The sequence below is a fragment of the Ralstonia sp. A12 genome, assembly GCF_000801955.1.
Lineage (GTDB): Bacteria > Pseudomonadota > Gammaproteobacteria > Burkholderiales > Burkholderiaceae > Ralstonia.
Window position 1 is genome coordinate 835,753 of the sequence record NZ_JSZO01000001.1, and the last position, 23,497, is coordinate 859,249.

The following is a 23,497-nucleotide window of genomic DNA, read 5'->3' on the forward strand; positions in this document are numbered from 1 at the left end:
TTGCCCACCCACGGCGCCCGCTCACGAGGTGGGCGCCGCAACACAAGGACCACACCATGGACCACTCCGCCTGTACCTTCTCCCGCCGTGCACAACAGCTCACCAGCTCGGCGATCCGGGAAATCCTCAAGATCACTGAACGTCCTGAGGTCATTTCGTTTGCCGGTGGCCTGCCCGCCCCGGTCACCTTCCCGGTCGAGGCGATTCAGGCGGCGTGCGCCCGCATGTTTGCAGACAACCCACAGGCGGCGCTGCAGTACGGCCCGACCGAAGGGCTGTCCGGCCTGCGTGAATGGATTGCCCAGCGTCATGGCACCACGGCGTCGCGCGTGCTGATCACGACGGGCTCGCAGCAGGGCCTGGACCTGCTGGGCAAGATCTTCATCGACCCGCAAAGCAAGGTGATGGTCGAAACGCCGAGCTACCTGGGCGCACTGCAATCGTTCTCGCTGTTCGAGCCGGCGTACGCATCGGTGCCCAGCGACGACAAGGGCCTGCTGCCCGAAGCGCTTACGCCCGAACTGACTGCCGGCGCGCGTTTCTTCTACACGATCCCGAACTTCCAGAACCCCACCGGCCGCCGCCTGCCGCTGGAACGCCGCCAGGCCCTGGTGGCCCGTGCCAAGGAACTGGGCGTGCTGCTGGTGGAAGACGATCCGTACGGCGAGCTGAGCTACACCGGCGATCAACTGCCCTCGCTGCGTTCGCTCAACCCGGACGGCGTGGTCTACATGGGCTCGTTCTCGAAGATCCTGGCACCGGGTATGCGTCTGGGCTACATCATTGCGCCCGAGCACATCCACTTCAAACTCGTGCAGGCCAAGCAGGCATCGGATCTGCACACGCCCAGCTTTACGCAGCGCGTGGCCTACGAGGTGCTGAAGACCGGCCTGCTCGACACGCATATCCCGAGCATCCGTGACCTCTACGGCAAGCAGTGCGACGCGATGCTCGATTCGCTCCAGCGCCATATGCCGGCCGGCGTGCACTGGAACCGCCCGGAAGGCGGCATGTTCATCTGGGTGGAGGTGCCGGAAGGCATCGACACCATGGCCCTGCTGGAAAAGGCCGTCGCGCGCAATGTGGCCTTCGTGCCGGGCGCGCCGTTCTACGCTAACGCCCCGCGCCGCAATACCCTGCGCCTTGCCTTCGTGACAGTGGCGCCGGAGCGGATCGAACAAGGCATTGCCGTCCTGGGTGAACTGCTCCGCACGGAAATTGCGGCACTCACACCCAAGGCCGCCTAAATTAGGTAACACCGTTCATTCATCCACCATCAGAAAGGAGCCGTCGTCGATGTTGCGGATCTGGGGAAGACTCTCTTCGGTCAACGTGCAGAAAGTGGTCTGGTGCGCGCGCGAGCTGTCGCTCGACCACGAGCGCATCGACGTCGGCGGCGCCTTCGGGGGCGTCGACACGCCGGAATTCAAGGCGATGAACCCGAACGGCATGATCCCCGTCATCGAAGACGGCCTGAACGATTCCGGCGACGAGCGCTTCGTGCTGTGGGAATCCAACGCCATCGTGCGCTACCTGTCGGCGCGTTACGGCCCGGGCAATCTGTACCCGCTCGAACTGCACGAGCGCGCCGATGCTGACCGCTGGATGGACTGGCAGACCACGGCATTCAGCCCGTCGATGGTCGATGCATTCCTGCAGCTCGTGCGTACGCCTGAAGACCAGCGCGACGCTGCCCGCATCGAGCGCTCGCGCCAAGCCGCCGAACGCACCAGCGCCGTACTCGACACCGTGCTCGCCAAGCAGCCCTATGTGGCTGGGCACCGCTTCACCATGGCCGACATCGCCTGCGGCTGCGCCGCGCACCGCTGGTTCGGGCTGCCAATGGAGCGCCCGGCGCGTCCGAACCTGGAGCGCTGGATGGCCGAACTGCGCGATCGACGTGCGGCACAGGAAGTGCTGGCGTTGCCGGTCGTCTGAGCAGACATTACGCCGATGTCCGGCGATTTTCTGGCTGACGGCTACGCCCTCGTCCCAAACGTATTGGCAGATGCAGTCTGTGAACGCCTGGCCGACAAGTTGCAAGCCGGTGGCGCAGGCTCACGCGAGCTGCTTTCTCAGTCTTGGTGTGCAAAGCTCGCCGCTGAGCTGCATCGGCACCCTGCCCTTGCGCCGCTGATCCCAGCTTCGCATGTCGCCGTGCAGTGCACCGGCTTTAATAAATCCGCCGGGCAAAACTGGCTGGTGCCGATCCATCAGGATCTGAGCATCCCGGTGGCAGAACGCGTGAGCGATCCCTCGCTGACCGGTTGGTCTGAGAAAGATGGCCAACTGTACGTACAGCCACCGCGTGAAGTATTGGAAGACTTGATCGCCTTGCGATTGCACTTGGACGACTGCGGTCCGGCGGAAGGCCCGCTGCGCGTCGTGCCAGGATCGCATCGGCAGGGCCGGGCAAGTCAAGCCGAGACGCTGAGCGCACGGGACCGGCTCGGCGAGACCACGTGCTTGGCCGATCGTGGCGGCGTGCTGCTGATGCGCCCACTTCTGTTGCATGCGTCATCCAAGACCACCAGCGGGCGACCGCGTCGCGTACTGCATTTTGTCTACGGGCCGCAGACATTGCCGCTCGGCCTGCGCTGGCCTGAGCCAGCCCTCTGAATCGCCGCGATTAATAGGCTGTTACAAACCTCCGGTCATCCCCATCCTCCCGGCTCCCGTTCAAGAGCGATAGGTGCAAGCGTCATTCAATGCGATGCGCCTCTTGTCCAGGGGCCCGTCCTGGAATGACTAGGAGATATCTTCATGAAGCACGTTGGATTCCGTCTTTTGCTGCCCGCGCTGGCGCTGAGCTGCGCGCTTGCCGGGTGCGTGGTCGCGCCGGTTGAGCCGCCCACTGTTGCCCCGGCTGGCGTGGTGTATGTCGCCCCCGTGGCTGTCGCCCCCGGACCGGGCTACTCGTGGCGCTATCACGCGCATTACGGCTGGGGCTGGTGGCACCCGCACCATGGCTGGCACGAGGGTTGGCGCTAGGGCCTGACGCCTACGCCAACTCTGTAGCTGATTGCGGTAGCATCATCAACCGCGCACGGCCTCCAACGCCGGCGCGGTTTTTTGTTTTCACCGAGGGAAACCCGGATGCAATTCCACCGACCTTCCACCACCATCGCCACGATCCTGTGGGGCGTGCTCTATCTGGTTGCCGCCATCGTGTCGCACCGCCTGAACGGGCCGGTCGACATGACGGGCTATATCTGGTTGCCGGCAGGCGTGACCATGGCGGCCTTCATGATGCGGCCGTACCGCGAGTGGCCAGGGCTGGGCGCGGCCTTTGCGGTAGCACAACTGGCGCTGGCCGCCATCGAGCACACCAACCCTGCGCACGCCATGCTCTTCGTGTTGGACGAAGCCGGCAGCTCTGCGCTGGCCGTGGCCGTGATCCGACTCGTGGGTGTGCCGGTGGAGGGGCTGTATTTCCTGCGGGCGATGCTGACAGCAGGCGCGATCAGCAGCGTTGTCGGCGCCGTGTTTGGCGCTGCGTGGTTTGCGTGGTCGCAGAACGGTGCATTCGGGCACGTCTTCCGCGTGTGGGGTGCCTCAGATTTTCTGGGCGTGCTGATTGTCACGCCGGTGCTGGCGGCATGGTCTCGCTTTCGCGCGTTCCGCTCCGGCGGCACGGATCGCACTGACTTCCTCCTCGGCCTGGCAGCGTTCATCGCGCTGACGCTGTCTTCGTACGTGATTTTCGACGGCAACAGCGCCAGCAAGTTTGGCGATGGCATTGGCTTTGCACTGACCTATGTGCCGCTGTTCTTTGCCGTGGTGGTCGCCCTGCTGTGGGGTGGGCGCGGTGGCTCGGTGGCAGTGCTGCTGCTGGCGCTGGTGGCGCTTACGCAAACAGCCGAAGGCGATGGCCCGTTTGCGGTGCTCGACCGCCACTACGGCCAATCGCTGCTGGAAACGCAGTTGTACCTGGGCGTTGCCGCGCTGCTGGTGCTGCTGGTGAGCGCACTCAAGACCACGCGCGAGCAGCTGCACGAACAAAGCGCGCACTGGCAAAACCGCGTGGAGCTGGCACTGGCCGCATCCAGCCAGCTGGTCTACACCATCGATCCTGCCAGCGGCCGCATCGACTGGGGCGGCGACGTGACGCTGGCCTTCGGGCACGACGCGCAAACCATGGCTTCGGTCTCCACCGTGCTGCAGCTCGTGCATCCGGACGACCGTGCGGCCCTGAGCGCCCGTTGGCTAGGCACCCCCGTGTTTGACGATGAAACCATCGCCCCCGCACGCCGGCAGATACTGCGCCTCACCGCCCGCGACGGCACGCTGCATACCGTGGTGGATACCGGTGGGCCGCTGACGGATGCTGTCGGCAACACGGCGCTGGTGGCCGGTACCTGGTCGGTCGAGACCGCACTGTGACAACGCCGGCGTCCGGCAGCACGGCTGTGCTGCTGATCCATGGCCTGGGCGGCACGTCCTATGACCTGGGCGTGCTGCAGAAAGCGCTGCGCAACGCCGGCGCGGTGGCGCACGCGCCTACCCTGCCCGGCCATGGCACGCGCCCGGAAGACTTGCTCGCCACGCATGCCGAAGCGTGGCTCGATACGCTTGCGCAAACGTACAACCAGCTCCTCACCGAGCATGAGACCGTACACATCGCCGGCATGTGCATGGGCGCGCTGCTGGCGCTGGTGCTCGCACACCACGTGCGGCACGGCGTGGATCGCCCGCAAGACCGGCTGGCGCTCTTGGCCACGCCCTTGTACATCGATGGGTGGTCGACGCCGTGGTATCGGGAACTGCGCCATGCGGTGTACCGGATTCCCGGCATGGCCGCGCGCATGCGCGTGGAAGAAGACGAGCCGTTCGGCATCAAGAACCCGCTGTTGCGGCGGATCATCAAGGCCAAGCTCGCACGCGGCGACAGCTTCCACTATCCGTGGGTGCCGCTCACGTGCATTCGCGAAGTCGATCGGCTGCGCGTCAAGGCACATGCCGCCATGCGCGCCACCACCTGCGAGACGCTGATCATCCACGCCCGTGAAGACGAGCTGACCAGCCTGCGTTCCGCCGAGACACTGCAGGCCACGCTGCCGCGCGCCCGCACCGTGGTGCTGGAAAACAGCTACCACATGATCTGCGTGGACAACGACCGCGATCAGGTCGCGGCCGAGGTGTTGGGCTTCTTCGGATTCGATCCGGCGGCCGCCAGGCGCAAGGTCCCGGCCGCCGCGGATTGATCGAGTCGATCAGGCAGTTGGCCCAACCGTCTCGTGCTCGTGCGCCGCATCCAGCCGGCGCTGGCGCTCACTGCCCTTGAACACACCCCGCACCACCACAAAGAACACCGGCACCAGAAACACCGCCAGTACCGTCGCGGTAATGATGCCGCCCAGCACGCCCGTGCCGATCGCACGCTGGCTGGCGGACGCCGCCCCCGTCGCAACCGCCAATGGCACCACCCCGAAGGCAAATGCCAACGACGTCATCACGATCGGCCGGAAGCGCAGGCGTGCGGCCTCCAGCGTGGCCTCGATCACGCCCATGCCCTGCGCCACCAGATCCTTGGCGACTTCGATGATCAGGATCGCGTTCTTGGCCGACAGGCCAATCGTGGCGATCAGGCCAACCTTGAAGTAGATGTCGTTGGGCAGGAAGCGCAGCGTGGCCCCAAGCAGTGCACCGAACACACCCAGCGGCACCACCAGCATCACCGCCAGCGGAATCGACCAGCTTTCATACAGCGCCGCCAGGCACAGGAACACCACCAGGATCGACAGCGCGAACAACGCCGGCGCCTGCGCACCCGACAAGCGCTCTTCGAACGACTGGCCTGACCACTCATAGCCAAACCCGTCGGGCAACTTGCGCACGATGGATTCCATGGCGGCCATGGCCTCGCCCGAGCTGTGGCCGGCGGCAGGCGAGCCGTTGATCGCCATGGCCGGGAAGCCGTTGTACCGGTCCAGCTTGAGCGGTCCGACAATCCACTGGGTCTTGGTGAAGGCGGACAGCGGCACCATGGCGCCCGCAGCGTTGCGCACATGCATGCGGCCCAGCTGTTCGACGGACACACGCTGCTTGCCATCCGCCTGCACGATCACGCGACGCACCTGGTTGCGGTAGACGAAATCACCCGCGTAGTCGGAGCCGAACATCACGGCCAGCGTGCGGTTGATGTCGTCGATCGACACACCCATCGACAGCGCCTTCTTGCGGTCCACGTCGATCAGGATCTGCGGGGCATCGCCCTGGCCGGCAAAGGTCACCTCCGACAGTGCCGGATGCTTGGCGGCTTCGGCCAGCACACGGTCACGCGCTTGCGCAAGGCGCTCATAGCCGGCGCCACCGCGATCTTGCAGACGCAGATCGAAGCCGGGCTTGCTGCCCAGTTCCGGCAGCGCGGGCGAGTTCATCGCCATGACCATCGCGCCCTTGATTTTGCCGAATGCGGCGTTGGCGCGAGCAACCACGGCGTCGACATGCTGGTCGTCACCCTTGCGTTGCTTCCATTCCTTGAGCGTGAGGAACAACATGGCCGCGTTCTGCCCGTTGCCGTACAGGCTGAAACCAGTAATGGCCAGCGTGGAGGCAACGGCCGGTTCCTTCGTCATGAAGTACTGCTCGGCCTGGCGCACCACGTCGAGCGTCTGTGCCTGCGTGGCGCCCGTGGGCAGCATGACGACGGTCATGAACTCGCCGGTGTCTTCTTCCGGCAGGAAGGCGGTCGGCAGGCGCATGAACAGCAGCACCACCACGCCGATGATCGCGCCATAGGCAATGAGCGCACGGCTCGTACGGGTCAGCAGCCGGGCGACGCCCCCCTGGTAGCGCGCCGTCAGTCGTGCAAAGCCACGGTTGAACGCACCGAAGAAGCCCTTGCGCTCCGTACTGTGTCCGGGCTCCACCGGCTTCAACAACGTTGCGCACAAGGCCGGCGTCAACGTCAGCGCCAGGAAGGCCGAGAACACCATCGACACCGCCAGCGACAACGAGAACTGCCGGTAGATATTGCCCACCGCGCCGCCAAAGAACGCCATCGGCACGAACACCGCCGTCAGCACCAGCGAGATGCCGACGATGGCCCCGCTGATCTGGCGCATCGCCTTGGCCGTCGCATCACGTGGCGAGAGCCCTTCTTCATGCATCACGCGTTCGACGTTCTCGACCACCACGATGGCATCGTCGACGAGGATGCCGATAGCCAACACCAGGCCGAACAGCGTCAGCACATTGATGGAGAACCCCATCGGCAGCATCACCGCAAACGTGCCCAGCAGCGCAATCGGCACCACCAGCGTGGGGATGAGCGTCGCGCGCAGGTTCTGCATGAACAGCATCATCACCAGGAACACCAGCACCACGGCTTCGAGCAGTGTCTTGACCACCTGCTCGATGGCGATGCCGACAAAGCGCGAGCTGTCGTAGGCCACCTCGTAACGCACGCCCGGCGGGAAGTGCGCCTGCGCCTCGTCCAGCACCGCACGCACGCGCTTGGCCACACCCACAGCATTGGCCCCCGGCGCGAGCTTGATGCCGATGGTCGTGGCGGGCTTGCCGTTCATGCGCGAGAGATACAGATAGTCGCTGCCGCCAAGTTCCACGCGTGCGACATCGCGCAGCAGCACCATGCGGCCCTGTGCGTCTGCACGCAGCGGAATCTGGCCGAACGCATCGGGCGTGGTCAGCCCGTCGTCACCGGTGATGCTGGCGTTGATGGGCGCGCTGCCCGGCACCGCCCCGCTGCCGATTTCCCCCACAGTGATGCGCGCGTTGTAGCGGCGCACGGCATCGCTCAGGTCACCGGCCGTCAGGCCGAGCGCGGTGAGCTTGTCCGCATCGGGCCAGATGCGCATGGCGTATTCCGCATCGAACAACTGTGCGGTACCGACGCCGGGCACGCGACGCAGTTGCGGAATCAGGTCGGACGAAGCGAGGTCACCCAGGTCGATGCCGTCAAAGCGGCCACGCTCGGCCGCCAGCGACAGATACATCATGTAGTTCTCGGCCGCCTTCTCGATGCGGATGCCGTTGCGGCGCACGACTTCGGGCAGGCGCTCCTCGACGATCTTCAGGCGGTTCTGCACCTCCACCGCCGCCAGATCGGGGCTGGTGCCCTGCTTGAACGACAGGTTGATCGACACGTTGCCCGCCGCATCGGACGACGACGACATGTACAGCAGCCCCGGCGCCCCGTTCATCTCGCGCTCGATGATGGCCGTGACGGCCGACTCCACCGTGCGCGCGGAAGCGCCCGGATAGTTGGCGCTGATGCTGACGTTGGGCGGCGCGATGTTCGGGTACTGCGCCACCGGCAAGCTGGGCAGCGCAAGCAGGCCGGCCAGGATGATGGCCAGCGCAATCACCCAGGCAAAGACCGGGCGGTCGATAAAGAAACGTGCCATGGTCAGCTCTTGGTGCGCTCGATCGGCTTGGCGTCAGTGGCCGTGGTGGCGTGCTTGGTGGCAGGCACCGGCTTGACGGCCATGCCGGCTTCCAGCGCCTGCATGCCGGGGATGGCGATGCGCTCGCCGCCAGTCAGACCGCTCGTCACGAGCCATTGGTCACCGGCCAACGTTTGCGCAGCCACGGGCTGAGCGGCCAGCGTGTTGTCGGCCTTCACCACGAACACGGTCGCGCCATGACGATCACGCTGCAAGGCACCCTTCGGAATCGTCACCGCGCCCTGCTGCACGGCGTGCGACAGCTTCACGCGCACGTACATGCCGGGCAGCAACAGGCCATCCGGATTCGGCAGCACCGCGCGCATCGAAACGTTGTCCGTCGCGCGGTCCACCGCCAGATCGGAAAACAGCAACCGGCCCGGGCGCTCATAGGCCACGCCGTCGCTCAGGATCACCTGCACGCCAATGTCCTGACCCGACAACGCAGAAGCCTGCCCCTTCTTAAGCGCACGCTGCAGGGCGAGCACCTCGGCAGCGGGCTGCGCAAAGTCGACGTAGATCGGGTCGATCTGCTCGACCGTGGTGAGCGGCGTGGCGGCATCTTCCTTGACCAGCGCGCCTTCGGTGACTTGCGCGCGGCGCGAGCGGCCACCAATCGGCGCGGTCACCGTGGCGTAGCCCAGGCGCAGTTGCGCCGTCTCCAGCGCTGCGCGGGCGGAGACCACGTCGGCTGCGGCCTGACGCTCGGCGGATTGCGCTTCAGCGTATTCGAGTTCGCTCACGGCGCGCGTTGCCGCCAGGCCCTTGTAGCGCGCCGCCTTGTCGCGAGCAATGGCGGCCTGTGCCTGCGCACGGGCCAGGGCACCCTGCGCCGCATCCACCTGCGCCTTGAGCGGCGCCGGATCGATGCGGAACAGCACCTGCCCCGCTTTGACGACCTGCCCTTCTTCATAGACGCGCTTGAGCACGATGCCATCGACGCGGGCACGCACTTCTGCCGTGCGATATGGCTCCAAGCGGCCAGGCAGTTCGGTCACCAGCGGCGCGTCAGAACGCTGCGCAACAGCAAACTCAACTTCTGGCGGGCCCGCAGGCTTGGCGGCCTCATCAGCGTGCTTGCTGCAGGCCGCCAGCGCAGCCAGCGCACATGCACACAACAAGAGCCAGGACGGACGGATACCACGAAACAGCGACGGGAACATCATGAGAGGGGGGGCTGGGCGCGTGTGCGCCCGACGTATCAGAAAGCGAAACGGAAGGCATCCTAGCACGCTAATCCGTCATGATTGATTAATTAAATCCTCAATCTGATCAACGCCTTACGGTTCACCACTACAATGGCGCCGTTTGCAGAACGGCAACATCCCACGTTGACATCATGGCCCGCAAGACACCCCTCGAATCGCAAAAAACCCGCGACAGCATCCTCGACGCCGCCGAGCGTGTCTTTGCCGAAAAAGGGGTCGCCGGCACCACCATGGCCGAGATTGCCGACACCGCCGGCATCTCGCGCGGTGCGGTCTACGGGCACTACCGCAATACGGGCGAGGTCTGCATCGCCATGGCAGAACGTGCATTCACCACCGCGCCGGAAGCCGCGCACCTCCAGGCCGGTGTGGATGGCACAGGCGATGACCCGCTGGGCGCGCTATGGCGCATCGTGGTGGGTTACTTTGATCTGCTGCAACGCCCGAGCCGGCTGCGCACAGTGCTGGAGGTGCTCTATTACAAGTGCGAGCACGTAGAGGGCAATCGCCCCATTCTCGAATGGAACAACCGCGTCAACCGCGCGGAGCTGTTGCAGATGGAGCAGCTTCTTGAAAGCGCGATCGCACGCGGCCAGTTGCCCGCAGACCTGGACGTGCGCCGTGCCAACGCCTATATCAACGCCGTGCTGTTTGGGTTGATCGACCTGCGCTACTTCGCCAACCTCCACTTTGATGTCGCCAGCGACGGACGCGAGGTGCTGGAAGCGAGCCTGGAAACGCTGCGCTACTCCACCCGCCTGCGCAAACCCGCCGCCTGACCCTGCGTCAGAACACGCGGCCCAACTGCAGGTACACGTTCCACACACCCTGCGGCGCCATCGCAAAACCGAAGTACAACGGGCCGATCGGGCTGGTGCCGCCAACGAACACGCTGCCGCTCTTCAGGTAAGGTCCGGTGCCGAAGTTGTTGCGCAACTGCCAGACATTGCCGGCCTCCGCACTGACGCCAAACACCGGCGCCCGCAAGCCGAGCAGATCGCTGACACGCAGGTCGTACAGATAGGTCAGGCGGCCATACAGCATGTACTGGCCGTTGAACTGATCCTGCGCATAGGCCGAGAGGTGCTGGAAGCCGCCAAGATAGAAACCCTCGCTGGTGCTGTTGCCGGTACCGCCGTCGTTCTCCCGCGTCGGGCTGTTCGCACCGAACTGCCCTGCGCCTTCCATTGCAACGTTGAAGGTATGACGGCCGTAGCTCGTTGCCCACAACCCCTTGGCCTGGGCAGTGTTGAACTTCTTGTCGAGTGAGCCGAAACCCGCCTCTACACTGCTGTAGAGGTAGTAGCCACTGCGGGGGAACAGCGCATCGTCGAGTTGATCCAGCGTGAGCTGTGCACGAAACGCGGGCTGCTTGACGCGCTCCGTCGGGAAGTTGAATGGCGTGACGTCCCCGCTGGCCTCGTCGAGCAACAACCCCTGGTAGGCGACGTCCAGGCTCTTGCTGACGTAGTTCACCCCGAGCCGCAATTCGCCCTTGCGGCCAAGCGGAATGCCCAGGTCGACACCCGCACGCGCGGTCTCGATCGTGCCGGCGTTGTACGGCTTGGTGTCCTTGCTCGGCGCCTCATCGCCAAAATAGATGTCTGCACGCCGGCGCGAGTACTCCGCATACGGTGCGATGTAGAACCCGCGTGCCTGCCACAGCGGCTGACGCAACTCGGTATGGATACTCGCCCGGTTGCTGCCCAGCACGATGTCGTTGCGCCACTCCAGCCCGCTCTTGGTGAGCCACGGATACCGATGGCCGAGGTTGATGTTGAACGCGCCGCGCCCGTCAAAGTTGGTCGACATGCCCAAGCCGAACAGGAAGAACTGGTTGCCCCAGGATTTCTCGTGCGCATCGATCTTGAGCGTGTGTACGCCGTTGTCTTCCACCAGCTGCTGCGTCACGGTTTCGAAGTCGCCGGTGGTGGCCAAGGTTGTCAGCTCACGATTGAGTGCCTCCGCGTCGTAGCGGTCACCTTCGTGCACGTTGAGCAACTGGCGCACACGCGCCACCGGCACACGGCCGCTGGTGGTTACGTCAATCGCGTCAATGCGTGTGCCCTGCGCCAGCATGCCCTGCGGCACATGGGCGGCACGGTAGGCGGCATACGCCTGCGGCGAGAGCGACAGCGCCGCCAGCTTGGCCTCAACGCCCTGCGCCGACTTCTCGCCCTGTGCCACGCCCTGCGGGCCCTTGGCAAAGTCGGTGAACGACAGATCAGAGAGCTGCGGCTCGATCAGCACGTCGCGCCCCCGCAACAGCGCCTTCTGTGCGCGCACGTTCTGGCCGACCAGGATGGTGATCATCTGCTGCGTCACCGCCGCCGGCGAGGCGAGGTCTTCCGGCCGCTGCAGGTCGGAGCCGATGTTGACGGCAATGATGATGTCCGCGCCCATGTCGCGCGCCAGCTGCACCGGCAGGTTGGCCACCAGGCCGCCGTCGACCAGCGTGCGCCCGTCCACCTCGATCGGTGCAAACAGGCCGGGCACCGCCATGCTGGCGCGCATCGCCATCGGCAGCGAACCGCGGTCGAGGATCACCGGATCACCCGTCGCCAGATCGGTCGCCATGGCCTTGAACGGAATCGGCAACTGCGAAAACCTGATGTTGTCGGGCCACTGTGCCGTCCAGTTCTTGAGCAGCGCCAGCAGGCGGTTGCCCTGCACCAGCCCGGCCGGCAGTTTGAGCTTGCCGTCGCCGTAACCGGCGGACAGGCCAATCGGGTACTGGAAATCATCCTCGCGCAGCGATTGCGGCAGCTTGGCGCGCTCGTTGCGGTCGAAGGCGATGTCGCTCAGGTCCACCTGCGTGAGCTTCTCCTCCAGCGCGTCTGCCCGCAGGCCGCTGGCGTACAGCCCGCCCACCACGGCGCCCATGCTGGTGGCGGCAATCACGTCCACCGGAATCCGCATGCGCTCCAGCGTCTTGAGCACGCCGATGTGCGCATAGCCGCGCGCCCCGCCGCCCGACAGCACCAGGCCGATACGCGGGCGTGAAGATTCACTGTTCGCGGGTGCGGGTGCCGATTGGGTTGCCGCTTGGGTTGCAAATTGGGGCACCGTCTGGCCGTGCGCCGCCGGCAAGAACGCGATCAGCAACACCAGCCCGGCAGCGGCCAGGCGGCGCAGAGAGAGAGCCGTCAGGAAAGCCATGAAAGTGGGATCGATCCGGGCTGATTTGTTATGGATTGAAACTTTGCAGGCGCAATGATTCCACAACCCGGATTTACCCGGTGCAAATCCTGCTCGCCGCACCAAGCCGCACAACATCGGGCCTCAGTATTGAGTACCGCGCGCCGATGAATACTTTTCAGGTCGAAAGTGACAGAATATTGCGCAGCCCCCGACACGCTTGTTCCTAAAATCCGCGTTCGCCTCGTTGACCTATCCGACGCGGGCAACAGAAGACGTTCGGTATCGCCAAGAACTGAAACGCCCAGAAACAGGAGGAGATCAAGATGTGGAATCAAGTCTATGACCCGCTCGGCAGTGCCGTGTGGTCAACCATCGCAGCCGGCATACCGGTGGCGGTGCTGCTGTGTTCGCTGGCCTTCTTTCATATGCAGGCCCATCTGGCTGCGGGTCTGGCACTGATTGTCGGTATCGGCATTGCCTCGTTCGTGTTCGGCATGCCGGCCGCCATGGCGGGCAAGGCAGCCGGTCTGGGCATCGTCTCGGGCCTGTTCCCGATCGGCTGGATCGTCCTCAACATCATCTTTCTGCACCGGCTCACGACCTTGAACGGCTCGTTCAAGGTCTTACAGAGTTCGATCTCCGGCATTACCGAAGACCGCCGCCTGCAACTGCTGCTGGTGGCCTTCAGCTTTGGCGCGTTCTTCGAGGGCGCAGCGGGCTTCGGCACGCCGGTGGCCGTGACGGGCGCCATCCTGATCGGCCTGGGCTTCTCGCCGCTGGCAGCGTCTGGCCTGGCGCTGATCGCCAACACCGCGCCGGTGGCCTTCGGGGCATTGGGTGCACCGCTCATCGGGCTGGCCTCCGTCACGGGGCTGGACTTGCTGAAGCTCTCAGCAATGGTCGGCCGTCAGTTGCCGCTCTTCTCGGTGCTGGTGCCGTTCTGGCTGATCTGGGCGTTTGCGGGCTTCCGCGGCATGCTGCAGATCTGGCCGGCGATCCTGGTGGCGGGCGTGTCGTTCGCCATTCCGCAGTTCCTGGTGTCGAACTTCCACGGCCCGTGGCTGGTGGACGTGATTGCGGCGCTGGTGTCGATGGGCTCGCTCACGCTGTTCCTGAAAGTGTGGAAGCCCAAGACCATCTGGACGTCGACCGCCCTGCGCAACCGCGAAGACAACTCCCGCGTCGACCCCGAAGCCGCAGCGGAAGCGCGCGAAGCCACCACCGCCACCGACGGCAAGATCAGCCGCATGCAGGCGTGGCTGCCGTGGGTGATCCTGACCATCTTCGTGTTCATCTGGGGCGTGCCGCAGTTCAAGGCGCTGGTTGATGGCATCTGGCAGTTCAAGTTCCCGATCCCGGGTCTGGACAAGATGGTCGTCAAGGGCCCGCCGGTGGTCGCCAAGGAAACCAAGGAAGGCGCGGTATTCCTCTTCAACGTGCTGTCGATGGCGGGCACGGGCATCCTGGTCTCGGCCGTCGTGGGCGGCTTGCTGATGGGCTATTCCATCCCGCGCATGGCGAAGGAGTACTGGAACACCATCAAGCTCACGCGCTATTCGCTGCTGACCATCTGCGCGATGTTCGGCATCGGCTACCTGACCCGCTACTCGGGCCTCGATGCGACGCTGGGCCTGGCGTTTGCGCATACCGGCGTGCTGTACCCGCTGTTCGGCACCATGCTGGGCTGGCTGGGCGTGGCGCTCACGGGGTCGGACACGGCGTCGAACGTGCTGTTCGGCGGCCTGCAGAAGACCACGGCCGAACAGCTTGGCCTGCCACCGCTGCTCATGGCCGCGGCCAATAGTTCGGGCGGCGTGATGGGCAAGATGATCGACGCGCAGTCCATCGTCGTGGCGTCCACTGCCACCAAGTGGTACGGCCACGAGGGCGACATCCTGCGCTACGTGTTCTTCCACTCGATCGCGCTGGCCTTCCTGGTGGGGCTGATGATCACGCTACAGGCGTACGTGGAGCCGTTCACGCGGTTGGTGGTGCACTGAGAACCGCCACCTCGGATGAAGAAGGCCGCTCAATCGAGCGGCTTTTTTTCATGGTGCACCACCCGCGACGGCCCGCCAACGGACCTGGATGCCTCATACGCCGCGCTCTGAACCCCGAACGCCGAGCGAAAACACTCGCGCGCCGAGCTCCTACGGTCGGTTTCGCCTCTGCACTACCGGAAAGCCCCGTCTCAGGCGGGGCTTTTTTGTCGCGCGTATCATGGGTAGCTCTCCCGCGCACGCCCCGCCCTGGGGCGTCGGTCACATCCCCCCCGCCCGATCCGACATGCCGCTGCGCCGCCTTGAACAACTGATCGACCCCTTCCGCCCCCTGCCCGACAGCCAGCCGCCGACCGATGTCTGGCGCTTCTATGCCTACTTCCTGCGCGAGGTGCGCGGCGTCTTCGCGTTTCTGCTGCTGGTGGGGCTGCTGGGCGCGCTGATCGAGGTAGCGCTATTCGACTTCCTGGGCCGCATCGTCGACATGATCCAGGCGACACCCGGCGACGTGTTCTTTGCACGCCACCGCAATGCGCTGTTGTTGATGGCCTTCGTCGCGCTGATCGCGCGGCCTGTGATCTTCGGGCTGCACGATGTGCTGGTGCATCAGGTCATCAACCCGAATCTGTCGAACCTGATCCGCTGGCAGAACCACCGCTACGTGCTCAAGCAGAGCCTGACGTTCTTCCAGAACGACTTTGCCGGCCGCATTGCCCAGCGCATCATGCAGACGGGTTTTTCACTGCGCGATTCGGCTGTGCAGTCGGTGGATGCGATCTGGCATGTGCTGATCTATTCGGTCAGCGCGCTGGTGCTGTTTGCCAAGGCCGACTGGTGGCTGGTCGTGCCGCTGCTGGTGTGGATCGGCTGCTACATCGCCGCGCTGAGCTATTTCGTGCCGCGCGTGAAGGCGCGCTCGGTCATCGCCACGGAGTCGCGCTCCAAGCTGATGGGACGCATCGTCGACGGCTATACCAACATCACGACGCTCAAGCTGTTTGCCCACACGCAGCACGAAGAAACGTACGCGCGCGATGCGATGGCCGAGCAGACCGACAAGACGCGCCTCTCGGGCCGCATGATCAGCGGCATGGATTTCACCATCACGGCCATGAACGGCCTGCTGATTGCGGGCACGACGGCACTCGCGCTGTGGCTGTGGAGCCAGGGCCGGGTGAGCGCCGGCACCATCGCGCTGACCACGGGGCTGGTGATCCGCATCAACAACATGTCGGGCTGGATCATGTGGGTGGTCAACGGCATCTTCGAAAACGTCGGGCAGGTGCAGGACGGCATGCAGACCATCGCCCTGCCGCGCACGGTGACGGACCGCCCCGATGCGAAGCCGCTGCACGTCACGCGAGGCGAGGTGCGCTTCGAACAGGTGGGGTTCCACTACGGCAAGGGCGGTGGCGTGATCGAGGGGCTGGACCTCGTGGTGCAGCCGGGTGAACGCATCGGGCTGGTCGGCCCGTCAGGCGCGGGCAAGTCAACGCTGGTCAACCTGCTGCTGCGCCTGTACGACGTGGAGCGCGGCCGCATCGTGGTGGATGGCCAAGACATTGCGGCCGTCACGCAAGAGAGCCTGCGCGCACAGATCGGCATGGTCACGCAGGACACCTCGCTCCTGCACCGCTCCATTCGCGACAACCTGCGCTACGGCAAACCCGACAGCAGCGAGGCCGAACTGATGGAAGCCGTGCGCGGCGCACGCGCGGACGAGTTCATCCCGCATCTGTCCGACGCGCACGGCCGGCGTGGTTTCGATGCCCTGGTGGGCGAGCGTGGGGTGAAGCTGTCGGGCGGACAGCGCCAGCGCATTGCCATCGCCCGTGTGCTGCTGAAAGACGCGCCGATCCTGATCCTGGACGAAGCGACGTCAGCGCTGGACTCCGAAGTGGAAGCAGCCATCCAGGAAAGCCTGGAGACGCTGATGCAAGGCAAGACGGTCATTGCGATTGCGCACCGACTGTCGACCATCGCGCGCATGGACCGCCTGGTGGTGCTGAACGGCGGCCGCATCGTCGAGAGCGGCACGCACGCAGAACTGCTGGAACACGGCGGGCTGTATGCCCGCCTGTGGGCGCACCAAACCGGCGGCTTCGTCGGGGTGGATTGAACTGAGCCTTACGACAAGCGGCGGCCCAGCGTTTCCGGCACCATCGCCAGGCCGATCAGCGACACCAGTCCGCAGCCGATCACATACAGCGCGGGGGCATTCGCGTTGCCGGTGAGCTGGATCAACTCGGTCGAGAAGAACTGCGCGAAGCCGCCAAAGATGGCGATGGCAACGCAGTAGGCAATTGACAGGCCGGTGGCACGCAGGCGCTGGGGCAGCACTTCGCTCACGAGCACCATCGAAGCCGGCGAGGTCATCGACATCGGCACCGACAGGCAGCCCACCACGATCAGCAGGCGCGCCAGCGAGGGCTCGGCGTTGATCAGCGCGAAGGCCGGATAGATCATCACCAGCAGCGCCACGCGCGACCACAGCACCACCTTGCGGCGCCCGACCTGGTCTGCAAGCCAGCCCGCGAACGGTGACAGCAGCACCTGCACCAGCGCTGCGATGCACGCCGCCCAGATGCCCAGCGACAGCGGCATGTGCAGCACGCTTACCGCGTAGTTGCTGAGGTAGTAGACGATGATGTACGTCGACGAGGCCACACCGATCATCAGCAGGATGCTCGCCACGAGCGCGCGGCGGTGTTCTCGCAGGAGCGGCAGCGTTGCGTCAGCTTCACGCGTGCTCGACGGCGCGGCGGTTTCTTCAAGATGGCGGCGAATGATGAGGCCAACCGGAATCACGAGAATGCCGATCAGGAACGCGAGCCGCCAACCCCACGATTCCAGCGACGACGGCGCCAACACGTTGCTCAGCAACAGGCCCACCAGCGCGCCGAACAGCGCCGCCAGCCCCTGGCTGAACGGCTGCCAGCTCGTGTAGAAGCCACGCGAACGGTCATCGGCGTATTCGAGCAGCAGCGCGGTCGAGGCGCCCATTTCGCCGCCGATGGCAAAACCCTGCACGAGCCGCGCGAGCACAACCAGAATCGGCGCGAGGATGCCGATCTGGGCATACGTCGGTGTCACCACGAAGATCAGGGACGACAGGCCCATCAGCCACAGCGTGAGCGCCACGGCCGGCTTGCGGCCCACGCGGTCAGCATACATGCCGATCAGCAGACCGCCGAGCGGGCGCATCAGAAAGCCCACGCCAAACGTGGCGAAGGACATCAGCAACTGGCCCGTGGCGTTGCCGACCGGGAAGTACAGCCGGCCGATCAGCGTGGCGAAGAAGCTGTAGACCACGAAATCGTAGAACTCGAGGCCGTTGCCGATGGTGATGGCGGCAATCGCGCGCGGGCGCGACAGGGGGCGTTCATGCGCCGTTGCCTGGGCACCGGCCGTTCTGCCGTACGACGCTGCGGTGGTGTCGTTGGACATGGGGGTTGTCTCCGGATTGGTTCTTCTCGGGTGGGCTAGCGGGCTCCCCTCCCCCGCATGCGCGGAAGACGGAAGCCGTTGCATGACCTTGATGACAGTGGCGTCAGTGGGCCAGGCTCAGGCCCCGCGCGCCTCGTTTGCCAGGGTGCCCGTCTCTGCCGGCTTCACGCGGAGGTACCACGCAGCCGACATCAGCACGATCCAGCCTGCACCGACGTACAGCGCCACGCGGGTGTCTTCCACATAGCCCAGCACACCGATCACGAACAGCATGAAGGCGATGGCGATGGCCGGGCCAACCGGCCACAGCGGCACCTTGAACTTGAGCGCGCGCACTTCCTCGGCCGACAGGCGGCGGCGCATGGCCACCTGCGAGAGCAGGATCATCAGCCACACCCACACGGTCGCAAAGGTGGCGATGGACGCAATGATGAGAAACACGTTCTCGGGAATCAGGTAGTTCAGCACCACGCCGCCCAGCAACGCACCGGCCATGGACAGCACCGTCACCCAGGGCACGCCATGGCGGGACGTCTTGGCAAAGATGCGCGGCGCCTGGCCCTGCTCGGCCATGCCGTACATCATGCGGCCCGCGCCGAAGAGGTTGCTGTTGATGGCCGAGATGGCCGCCGAGATGACGATCAGGTTGAGGATCGCCGCGGCGGACTTGATGCCCAGGCCCGAGAAGATCTGCACGAACGGGCTGCCCTGGCCGCCGATGCCCGTCCACGGGAAGATCGCCATCAGCACGCACATCGTCAGCACGTAGAAGAGCAGGATGCGCGCCGGCACGGCGTTGATCGCCTTCGGAATCACCTTCTCAGGGTTCTGCGCTTCGCCGCCGGTGATGCCGATGATCTCGACGCCGCCGTAGGCGAACATCACCACCGCAAGCGACGCGACGAGGCCGCCCACACCGTGCGGCAGGAAGCCGCCGTGCGCCCACAGGTTGCTCAGGCCGGGTGCGTGCTCGCCATTCATCTGCACGCCGAGGAACAGGATCGCGATGCCGCCGACGATCATCGCGCCAATCGCCACGATCTTAATCAGCGCGAGCCAGAACTCCATCTCGCCGAACACCTTGACGTTGCACAGGTTCAGCGCGCAGATCAGCATGACGATGCCGAGCACCCAGATCCACTGCGGCACATCGGGAAACCAGAAACCCATGTAGATGCCGAAGGCGGTCACGTCTGCCAGACAGACGATCACCATTTCGAGGATGTACGTCCACCCGGTGAGAAAGCCGGCGAGCGGCCCGAGGTTGTCGCGCGCATAGCGCCCGAACGAGCCCGAGACGGGCTGGCGCACCGCCATTTCACCCAGCGCGCGCATGACCATGTAGACGGCCGCGCCACCGAGAATGTACGCCAGGATCACCGCGGGCCCGGCGAGCTGGATGGCCGATGCGGACCCATAGAAAAGGCCCGTGCCGATGGCCGAACCGAGCGCGAGAAAGCGGATATGCCGCGCGCGCAGGTTGCGTTGAAGGTGTTCCAATCTGTCTCCTGTCCTGTCTGGGTAAGCGAGGTGGCCTTTGGGGCGTATCGCTGCGGCATACGGATCGTCGTCCGCTTTACGCCAGTGCAACGCGGTTCGGACACGCAACAGCGCGCCGAAGCATAACCACCATATCTAAGCAACACCGCAACAATTCGTATACTCTTGTATATACAAGATAAGGTGCACTAGGGTGTTCCCGAGGTTTGCGGATGGGAAGCGGCGATGACCCGACTTTTGTGAATCGCACGCCAAGAAAAAAGGCGAACCTCGTTCGCCTTTTGAGAACCGCGCTGCCGATGCAGTCGACCGGCTACACCCAGCCCAGCCCGCCCACGAGCGCACCAAGCCCGACCAGCAATAGCGGATGCACGCGTGTGAACGTGCATGCCAGCACCGTGGCCACCGTCAACACAATGGTGCCGATGCTGTGGTCTGCCCCGCGTGTCAGCACCCAGCCCGTGGCGAACATCAAGCCAATGGTCAGCGGTGCCAGGCCGCGGCGGATCAGCGTGACCCAGCGGGCGTCGGGCGCGCGATCCATCACGCGGGCAATCACACCCGCAATCACGCAAGACGGCCCGCAGATGCCCACCAGCGCGACAATCGCGCCGCCCAGCCCGGCGGACTGCCAGCCGAACAGCTCAACGAACAGCACGTTCGGCCCCGGTGCGGCCTGCGAGATGGCATACATGGCGCTCAACTGCTCGCTGGTCATGTAGTGCCGTGTGTCGACCAGGAAACGATGCATGTCGGGCAGCGTTGAACTGGCCCCGCCAATGGCGAGGAACGACAGCGTCAGGAAGTGCCAGAACAGGTCGAACAGCGTGGTGAGGTAGCTCATCGCGTTGCTCTCCACTCCAGCACCAGCGCGAGCGGAATCAGCACCAGCATGACCGACAGCAACGGCCACTGCAGCACGCCGATCGCCAGGAACACCGCCAGGCCGATACCGACGGCGCGCCACGTGCGCGACTGGCCCTGCGCCAGCCGGATCGCCGTCGAAAGCACCAGCCCCGCCGCCACTGCCGCCATGCCTTTGAGTAGGTTCTGCGTGAAAGCCAGCGCGCTGAAGTGGTCGTACACCATCACGATCAACAACAGCAGCACCGCAGGCACCGCTACCAGGCCGGCCGTCGCCGCGGCAGCCCCGCGCACGCCGTGGTAGCGGTAGCCCAGCATCACCGAGAGGTTGACGACGTTCGGGCCAGGCAGCACCTGCCCCAGGCTCAGCAGCTCGGCAAACTCGGCGTTGGAAAGCCAACCATTGCGGTCGACAATGCCCGCACGCGCAAACGGCAGCACGCCGCCGAAGCCTGACAGCCCCATGCGCGCAAACTCGGTGAAGAGCTTGTTGCACGATGGAACGTTTGCCGTGGAGCCGGCAGCGTGGTTGTCAGGCTCGGCGCTCAGGTCGGTCATTGAGTCGGGCGGTAAATCAGGCGGCTTCGGGCGCAGGCTTGGGCAGCGAGAGCTTCGGCTCGCGCAGCTTGGGCTCCAGCGTCTTGCCCTTGCGTGCGCGCTTGCCGGCGTACGCCTCTTGCGCGCGGGTCGTCATGGTCTGCTCGACCGCCTTGCCGCCGCGCGGGCCGGTGCCCGAGAGCACGAAACCCGTCGCGCCAAAGGCCAGCGCCTGAAGCAGCGTTTCGTTCTTCTCCAACTCCATCAGGATCACGCCACGGCCACCGCTGGCCAGCGTCTTCAGTTCGCTGATCTGGAACAGCAGCATGCGCCCGCCTTCCGACAGACACGCCACGCCATAAGCGTCAGCCGGTGCCGGTGCCGGCTTGTTGGGCTGGTCGCCCTCGTCCAGCGTCAGGAACGCCTTGCCGGCCTTCTGGCGGCCGACCATGTCGCTCACCTTGGCCATGAAGCCGTTGCCGCCGCGTGTGGAGATCACCAGGTTCTGCTCGGCATGGCCGGCGAACGTGTGGGCGATGTGCGTGCCCGGCGCGAGTTCGATCAGCGTGGTCAGCGGCACACCGTCGCCACGGCCGCCCGGCAGGTTGGCCACCGCCACGGAATACACACGGCCCGTGCCCTTGTCGTCGCGCGTGCCGAAGATCAGCAGCGCATCGGTGGTGCGGCACTCGAAGGTGTCGTACAGCGTATCGCCCGCCTTGAAGCCGAACTGCGTGGCGTCGTGGCCGTGACCCTGACGTGTCCGCACCCAGCCCTTCTGCGAAACGATCACCGTGACGGGTTCGTCGATCACCTTCACCTCGGCAGCAGCACGGCGCTCTTCCTGGATGAGGGTGCGGCGGTCGTCGCCGTATTGCTTCGCGTCGGTCTCGATCTCCTTAATGATGCGACGGCGCATCATGGTCTCGGACTTCAGCAGCACGTCCAGCTCGGACTGCTCTTCGCGCAGGTTCTTCAGTTCCTGCTCGATCTTGATGGCTTCCAGGCGTGCGAGTTGGCGCAGGCGGATTTCCAGGATGTCCTCAGCCTGACGGTCGCTCAGGTTGAAGGCCTGGATGAGGGCGGCCTTCGGCTCGTCGCTCTCACGGATGATGCGGATGACATCTTCGATGCGCAGCAGCACCATCTGCCGGCCTTCGAGGATGTGGATGCGGTCTTCCACCTTGCCCAGGCGGTGGCGCGTACGGCGCGTGACTGTCTCGAAGCGGTATTTGACCCACTCGCGCAGGATCTCGACCAAGCCCTTCTGGCGAGGCCGGCCATCGGTGCCAATCATCACCAGGTTGATGGCCCCACCGGATTCCAGCGACGTGTGCGCCAGCAGCGCGTTGGCAAATTCCTGCTGGTCAGTGTTCTTGCTCTTCGGCTCGAACACGAGGCGCACCGGGGCATCCTTGCCGGATTCATCACGCACCGCGTCGAGCAGGCCGAGCATGGTCTGCTTCATCTGCAGCTGATCCGGCGACAGCGACTTCTTGCCGGTGCGCACCTTCGGGTTGGTCAGCTCTTCAATCTCTTCCAGCACCTTCTGCGACGAGCTGTTTGGCGGCAGCTCCGTCACCACCAATTGCCACTGGCCGCGCGCCATCTCTTCGATCTTCCAACGCGCGCGCACCTTCAGGCTGCCGCGGCCGGTCTCGTAGACCTGCGCAATGTCTGCCGCAGACGAGATGATCTGGCCGCCGCCCGGATAGTCCGGACCCGGCATGTACTGCATCAGGTCGGTGCTGGTGAGCTTGTCGTCGCGAATGAGCGCAACAGCGGCGGTGGCCACTTCGCGCAGGTTGTGCGACGGAATCTCGGTCGCCATGCCCACTGCGATGCCCGATGCGCCGTTGAGCAGCACGAACGGCAGACGCGCAGGCAGCAGCTTCGGCTCGTCCATCGAGCCGTCGTAGTTCGGCACGAAGTCAGCCGTGCCCTGATCGAGTTCTTCGAGCAGCAGGCGCGAGATCGGCGTGAGGCGCGCTTCGGTATACCGCATCGCGGCGGCGCCATCGCCATCGCGCGAGCCGAAGTTGCCCTGGCCGTCGATCAGCGGGTAGCGCAACGAGAAATCCTGCGCCAGACGTACCAGCGCGTCATAGGCGGATTGGTCGCCGTGCGGGTGGAATTTACCCAGCACGTCACCCACCACGCGAGCCGACTTGACGGGCTTGGCATCGGAGCGCAGGCCCATCTCGTGCATGGCGAACAGGATGCGGCGCTGCACGGGCTTCTGGCCGTCGGCCACCTCGGGCAGTGCGCGGCCCTTGACCACGCTGACGGCGTAGTCGAGGTAGGCGCGCTCGGCGTAGGCGCCAAGCGTGAGCGCTTCGGCCGGCTCGCTGGGGTCGAAGAGGATGTCTTGTTGTTCCATGGAAGCTCAAGC

Annotated in this window: 17 protein-coding genes; 9 read left to right on the forward strand and 8 right to left on the reverse strand. The window is 65.1% G+C overall.

Annotated features, from left to right (window positions below; genetic code table 11):
- The first annotated feature begins 56 nt into the window (after window positions 1–56).
- The 6 genes from PI87_RS03860 (at window position 57) to PI87_RS03885 (ending at window position 5,204) form a co-directional block, all read left to right on the forward strand.
- Window positions 57–1,247 (forward strand): aminotransferase-like domain-containing protein, encoded by a 1,191-nt coding sequence (locus tag PI87_RS03860; RefSeq protein ID WP_039596304.1) that lies wholly within the window; start codon window positions 57–59, stop codon window positions 1,245–1,247.
- 49 nt (window positions 1,248–1,296) lie between these two features.
- On the forward strand, window positions 1,297–1,938 hold the full coding sequence (locus PI87_RS03865) for a glutathione S-transferase family protein (RefSeq protein ID WP_039596305.1): 642 nt from the start codon (window positions 1,297–1,299) through the stop codon (window positions 1,936–1,938).
- A gap of 15 nt (window positions 1,939–1,953) precedes the next feature.
- Window positions 1,954–2,619, forward strand: a complete 666-nt coding sequence (locus PI87_RS03870) for a phytanoyl-CoA dioxygenase family protein (protein WP_039596306.1) — start codon at window positions 1,954–1,956, stop codon at window positions 2,617–2,619.
- A 144-nt stretch (window positions 2,620–2,763) separates the two neighbouring features.
- On the forward strand, window positions 2,764–2,991 hold the full coding sequence (locus PI87_RS03875; RefSeq protein WP_039596307.1) for a hypothetical protein: 228 nt from the start codon (window positions 2,764–2,766) through the stop codon (window positions 2,989–2,991).
- Between the two features lie 105 nt (window positions 2,992–3,096).
- Window positions 3,097–4,383 (forward strand): MASE1 domain-containing protein, encoded by a 1,287-nt coding sequence (locus tag PI87_RS03880; protein ID WP_039596308.1) that lies wholly within the window; start codon window positions 3,097–3,099, stop codon window positions 4,381–4,383.
- Window positions 4,380–5,204 (forward strand): alpha/beta hydrolase, encoded by an 825-nt coding sequence (locus tag PI87_RS03885; RefSeq protein ID WP_039596309.1) that lies wholly within the window; start codon window positions 4,380–4,382, stop codon window positions 5,202–5,204. The genes PI87_RS03880 and PI87_RS03885 overlap by 4 nt, the downstream gene beginning before the upstream one ends.
- A gap of 9 nt (window positions 5,205–5,213) precedes the next feature.
- Here PI87_RS03885 and PI87_RS03890 read toward each other — a convergent pair whose 3' ends face one another.
- Window positions 5,214–8,369 carry an efflux RND transporter permease subunit gene (locus tag PI87_RS03890; protein WP_039596310.1) on the reverse strand — a complete coding sequence of 1,052 codons (3,156 nt, stop codon included), beginning with the start codon at window positions 8,367–8,369 and terminating at the stop codon, window positions 5,214–5,216.
- 2 nt (window positions 8,370–8,371) lie between these two features.
- A complete protein-coding gene (locus PI87_RS03895) occupies window positions 8,372–9,574 on the reverse strand; it encodes an efflux RND transporter periplasmic adaptor subunit (protein WP_052321383.1) in 1,203 nt (400 codons plus the stop codon).
- Between the two features lie 173 nt (window positions 9,575–9,747).
- Between PI87_RS03895 and PI87_RS03900 the strand changes: the two genes are divergently transcribed.
- The gene (locus PI87_RS03900; protein ID WP_039596311.1) at window positions 9,748–10,395 is read left to right on the forward strand and encodes a TetR family transcriptional regulator; all 648 of its coding nucleotides are present in this window, start codon (window positions 9,748–9,750) and stop codon (window positions 10,393–10,395) included.
- 7 nt (window positions 10,396–10,402) lie between these two features.
- On the opposite strand, the gene PI87_RS03905 is transcribed toward PI87_RS03900, so the two are convergent.
- A complete protein-coding gene (locus PI87_RS03905) occupies window positions 10,403–12,775 on the reverse strand; it encodes a patatin-like phospholipase family protein (RefSeq protein WP_039596312.1) in 2,373 nt (790 codons plus the stop codon).
- A 305-nt stretch (window positions 12,776–13,080) separates the two neighbouring features.
- Between PI87_RS03905 and PI87_RS03910 the strand changes: the two genes are divergently transcribed.
- Complete coding sequence (locus PI87_RS03910) at window positions 13,081–14,757, forward strand: L-lactate permease (protein WP_039596313.1); 1,677 nt, start codon at window positions 13,081–13,083, stop codon at window positions 14,755–14,757.
- A 286-nt stretch (window positions 14,758–15,043) separates the two neighbouring features.
- A complete protein-coding gene (locus tag PI87_RS03915; protein WP_039596314.1) occupies window positions 15,044–16,876 on the forward strand; it encodes an ABC transporter ATP-binding protein in 1,833 nt (610 codons plus the stop codon).
- Between the two features lie 8 nt (window positions 16,877–16,884).
- Here the strand turns inward: PI87_RS03915 and PI87_RS03920 are convergent, their stop codons facing one another.
- From PI87_RS03920 to parC, 5 genes are all read right to left on the reverse strand, one after another.
- Window positions 16,885–18,204 (reverse strand): MFS transporter, encoded by a 1,320-nt coding sequence (locus PI87_RS03920; protein WP_039596315.1) that lies wholly within the window; start codon window positions 18,202–18,204, stop codon window positions 16,885–16,887.
- A 117-nt stretch (window positions 18,205–18,321) separates the two neighbouring features.
- On the reverse strand, window positions 18,322–19,704 hold the full coding sequence (locus PI87_RS03925) for an amino acid permease (RefSeq protein ID WP_039596316.1): 1,383 nt from the start codon (window positions 19,702–19,704) through the stop codon (window positions 18,322–18,324).
- 313 nt (window positions 19,705–20,017) lie between these two features.
- Window positions 20,018–20,548: a chromate transporter gene (locus tag PI87_RS03930; RefSeq protein WP_039596317.1), complete on the reverse strand. Its 531-nt coding sequence runs from the start codon at window positions 20,546–20,548 to the stop codon at window positions 20,018–20,020.
- Window positions 20,545–21,126 (reverse strand): chromate transporter, encoded by a 582-nt coding sequence (locus tag PI87_RS03935; protein ID WP_039596318.1) that lies wholly within the window; start codon window positions 21,124–21,126, stop codon window positions 20,545–20,547. The genes PI87_RS03930 and PI87_RS03935 overlap by 4 nt, the downstream gene beginning before the upstream one ends.
- Before the next feature lie 16 nt (window positions 21,127–21,142).
- Entirely contained in the window at window positions 21,143–23,485 is a 2,343-nt protein-coding gene (parC, locus tag PI87_RS03940) for a DNA topoisomerase IV subunit A (protein ID WP_039596319.1), read from the reverse strand.
- Between the last annotated feature and the right edge of the window lie 12 nt (window positions 23,486–23,497).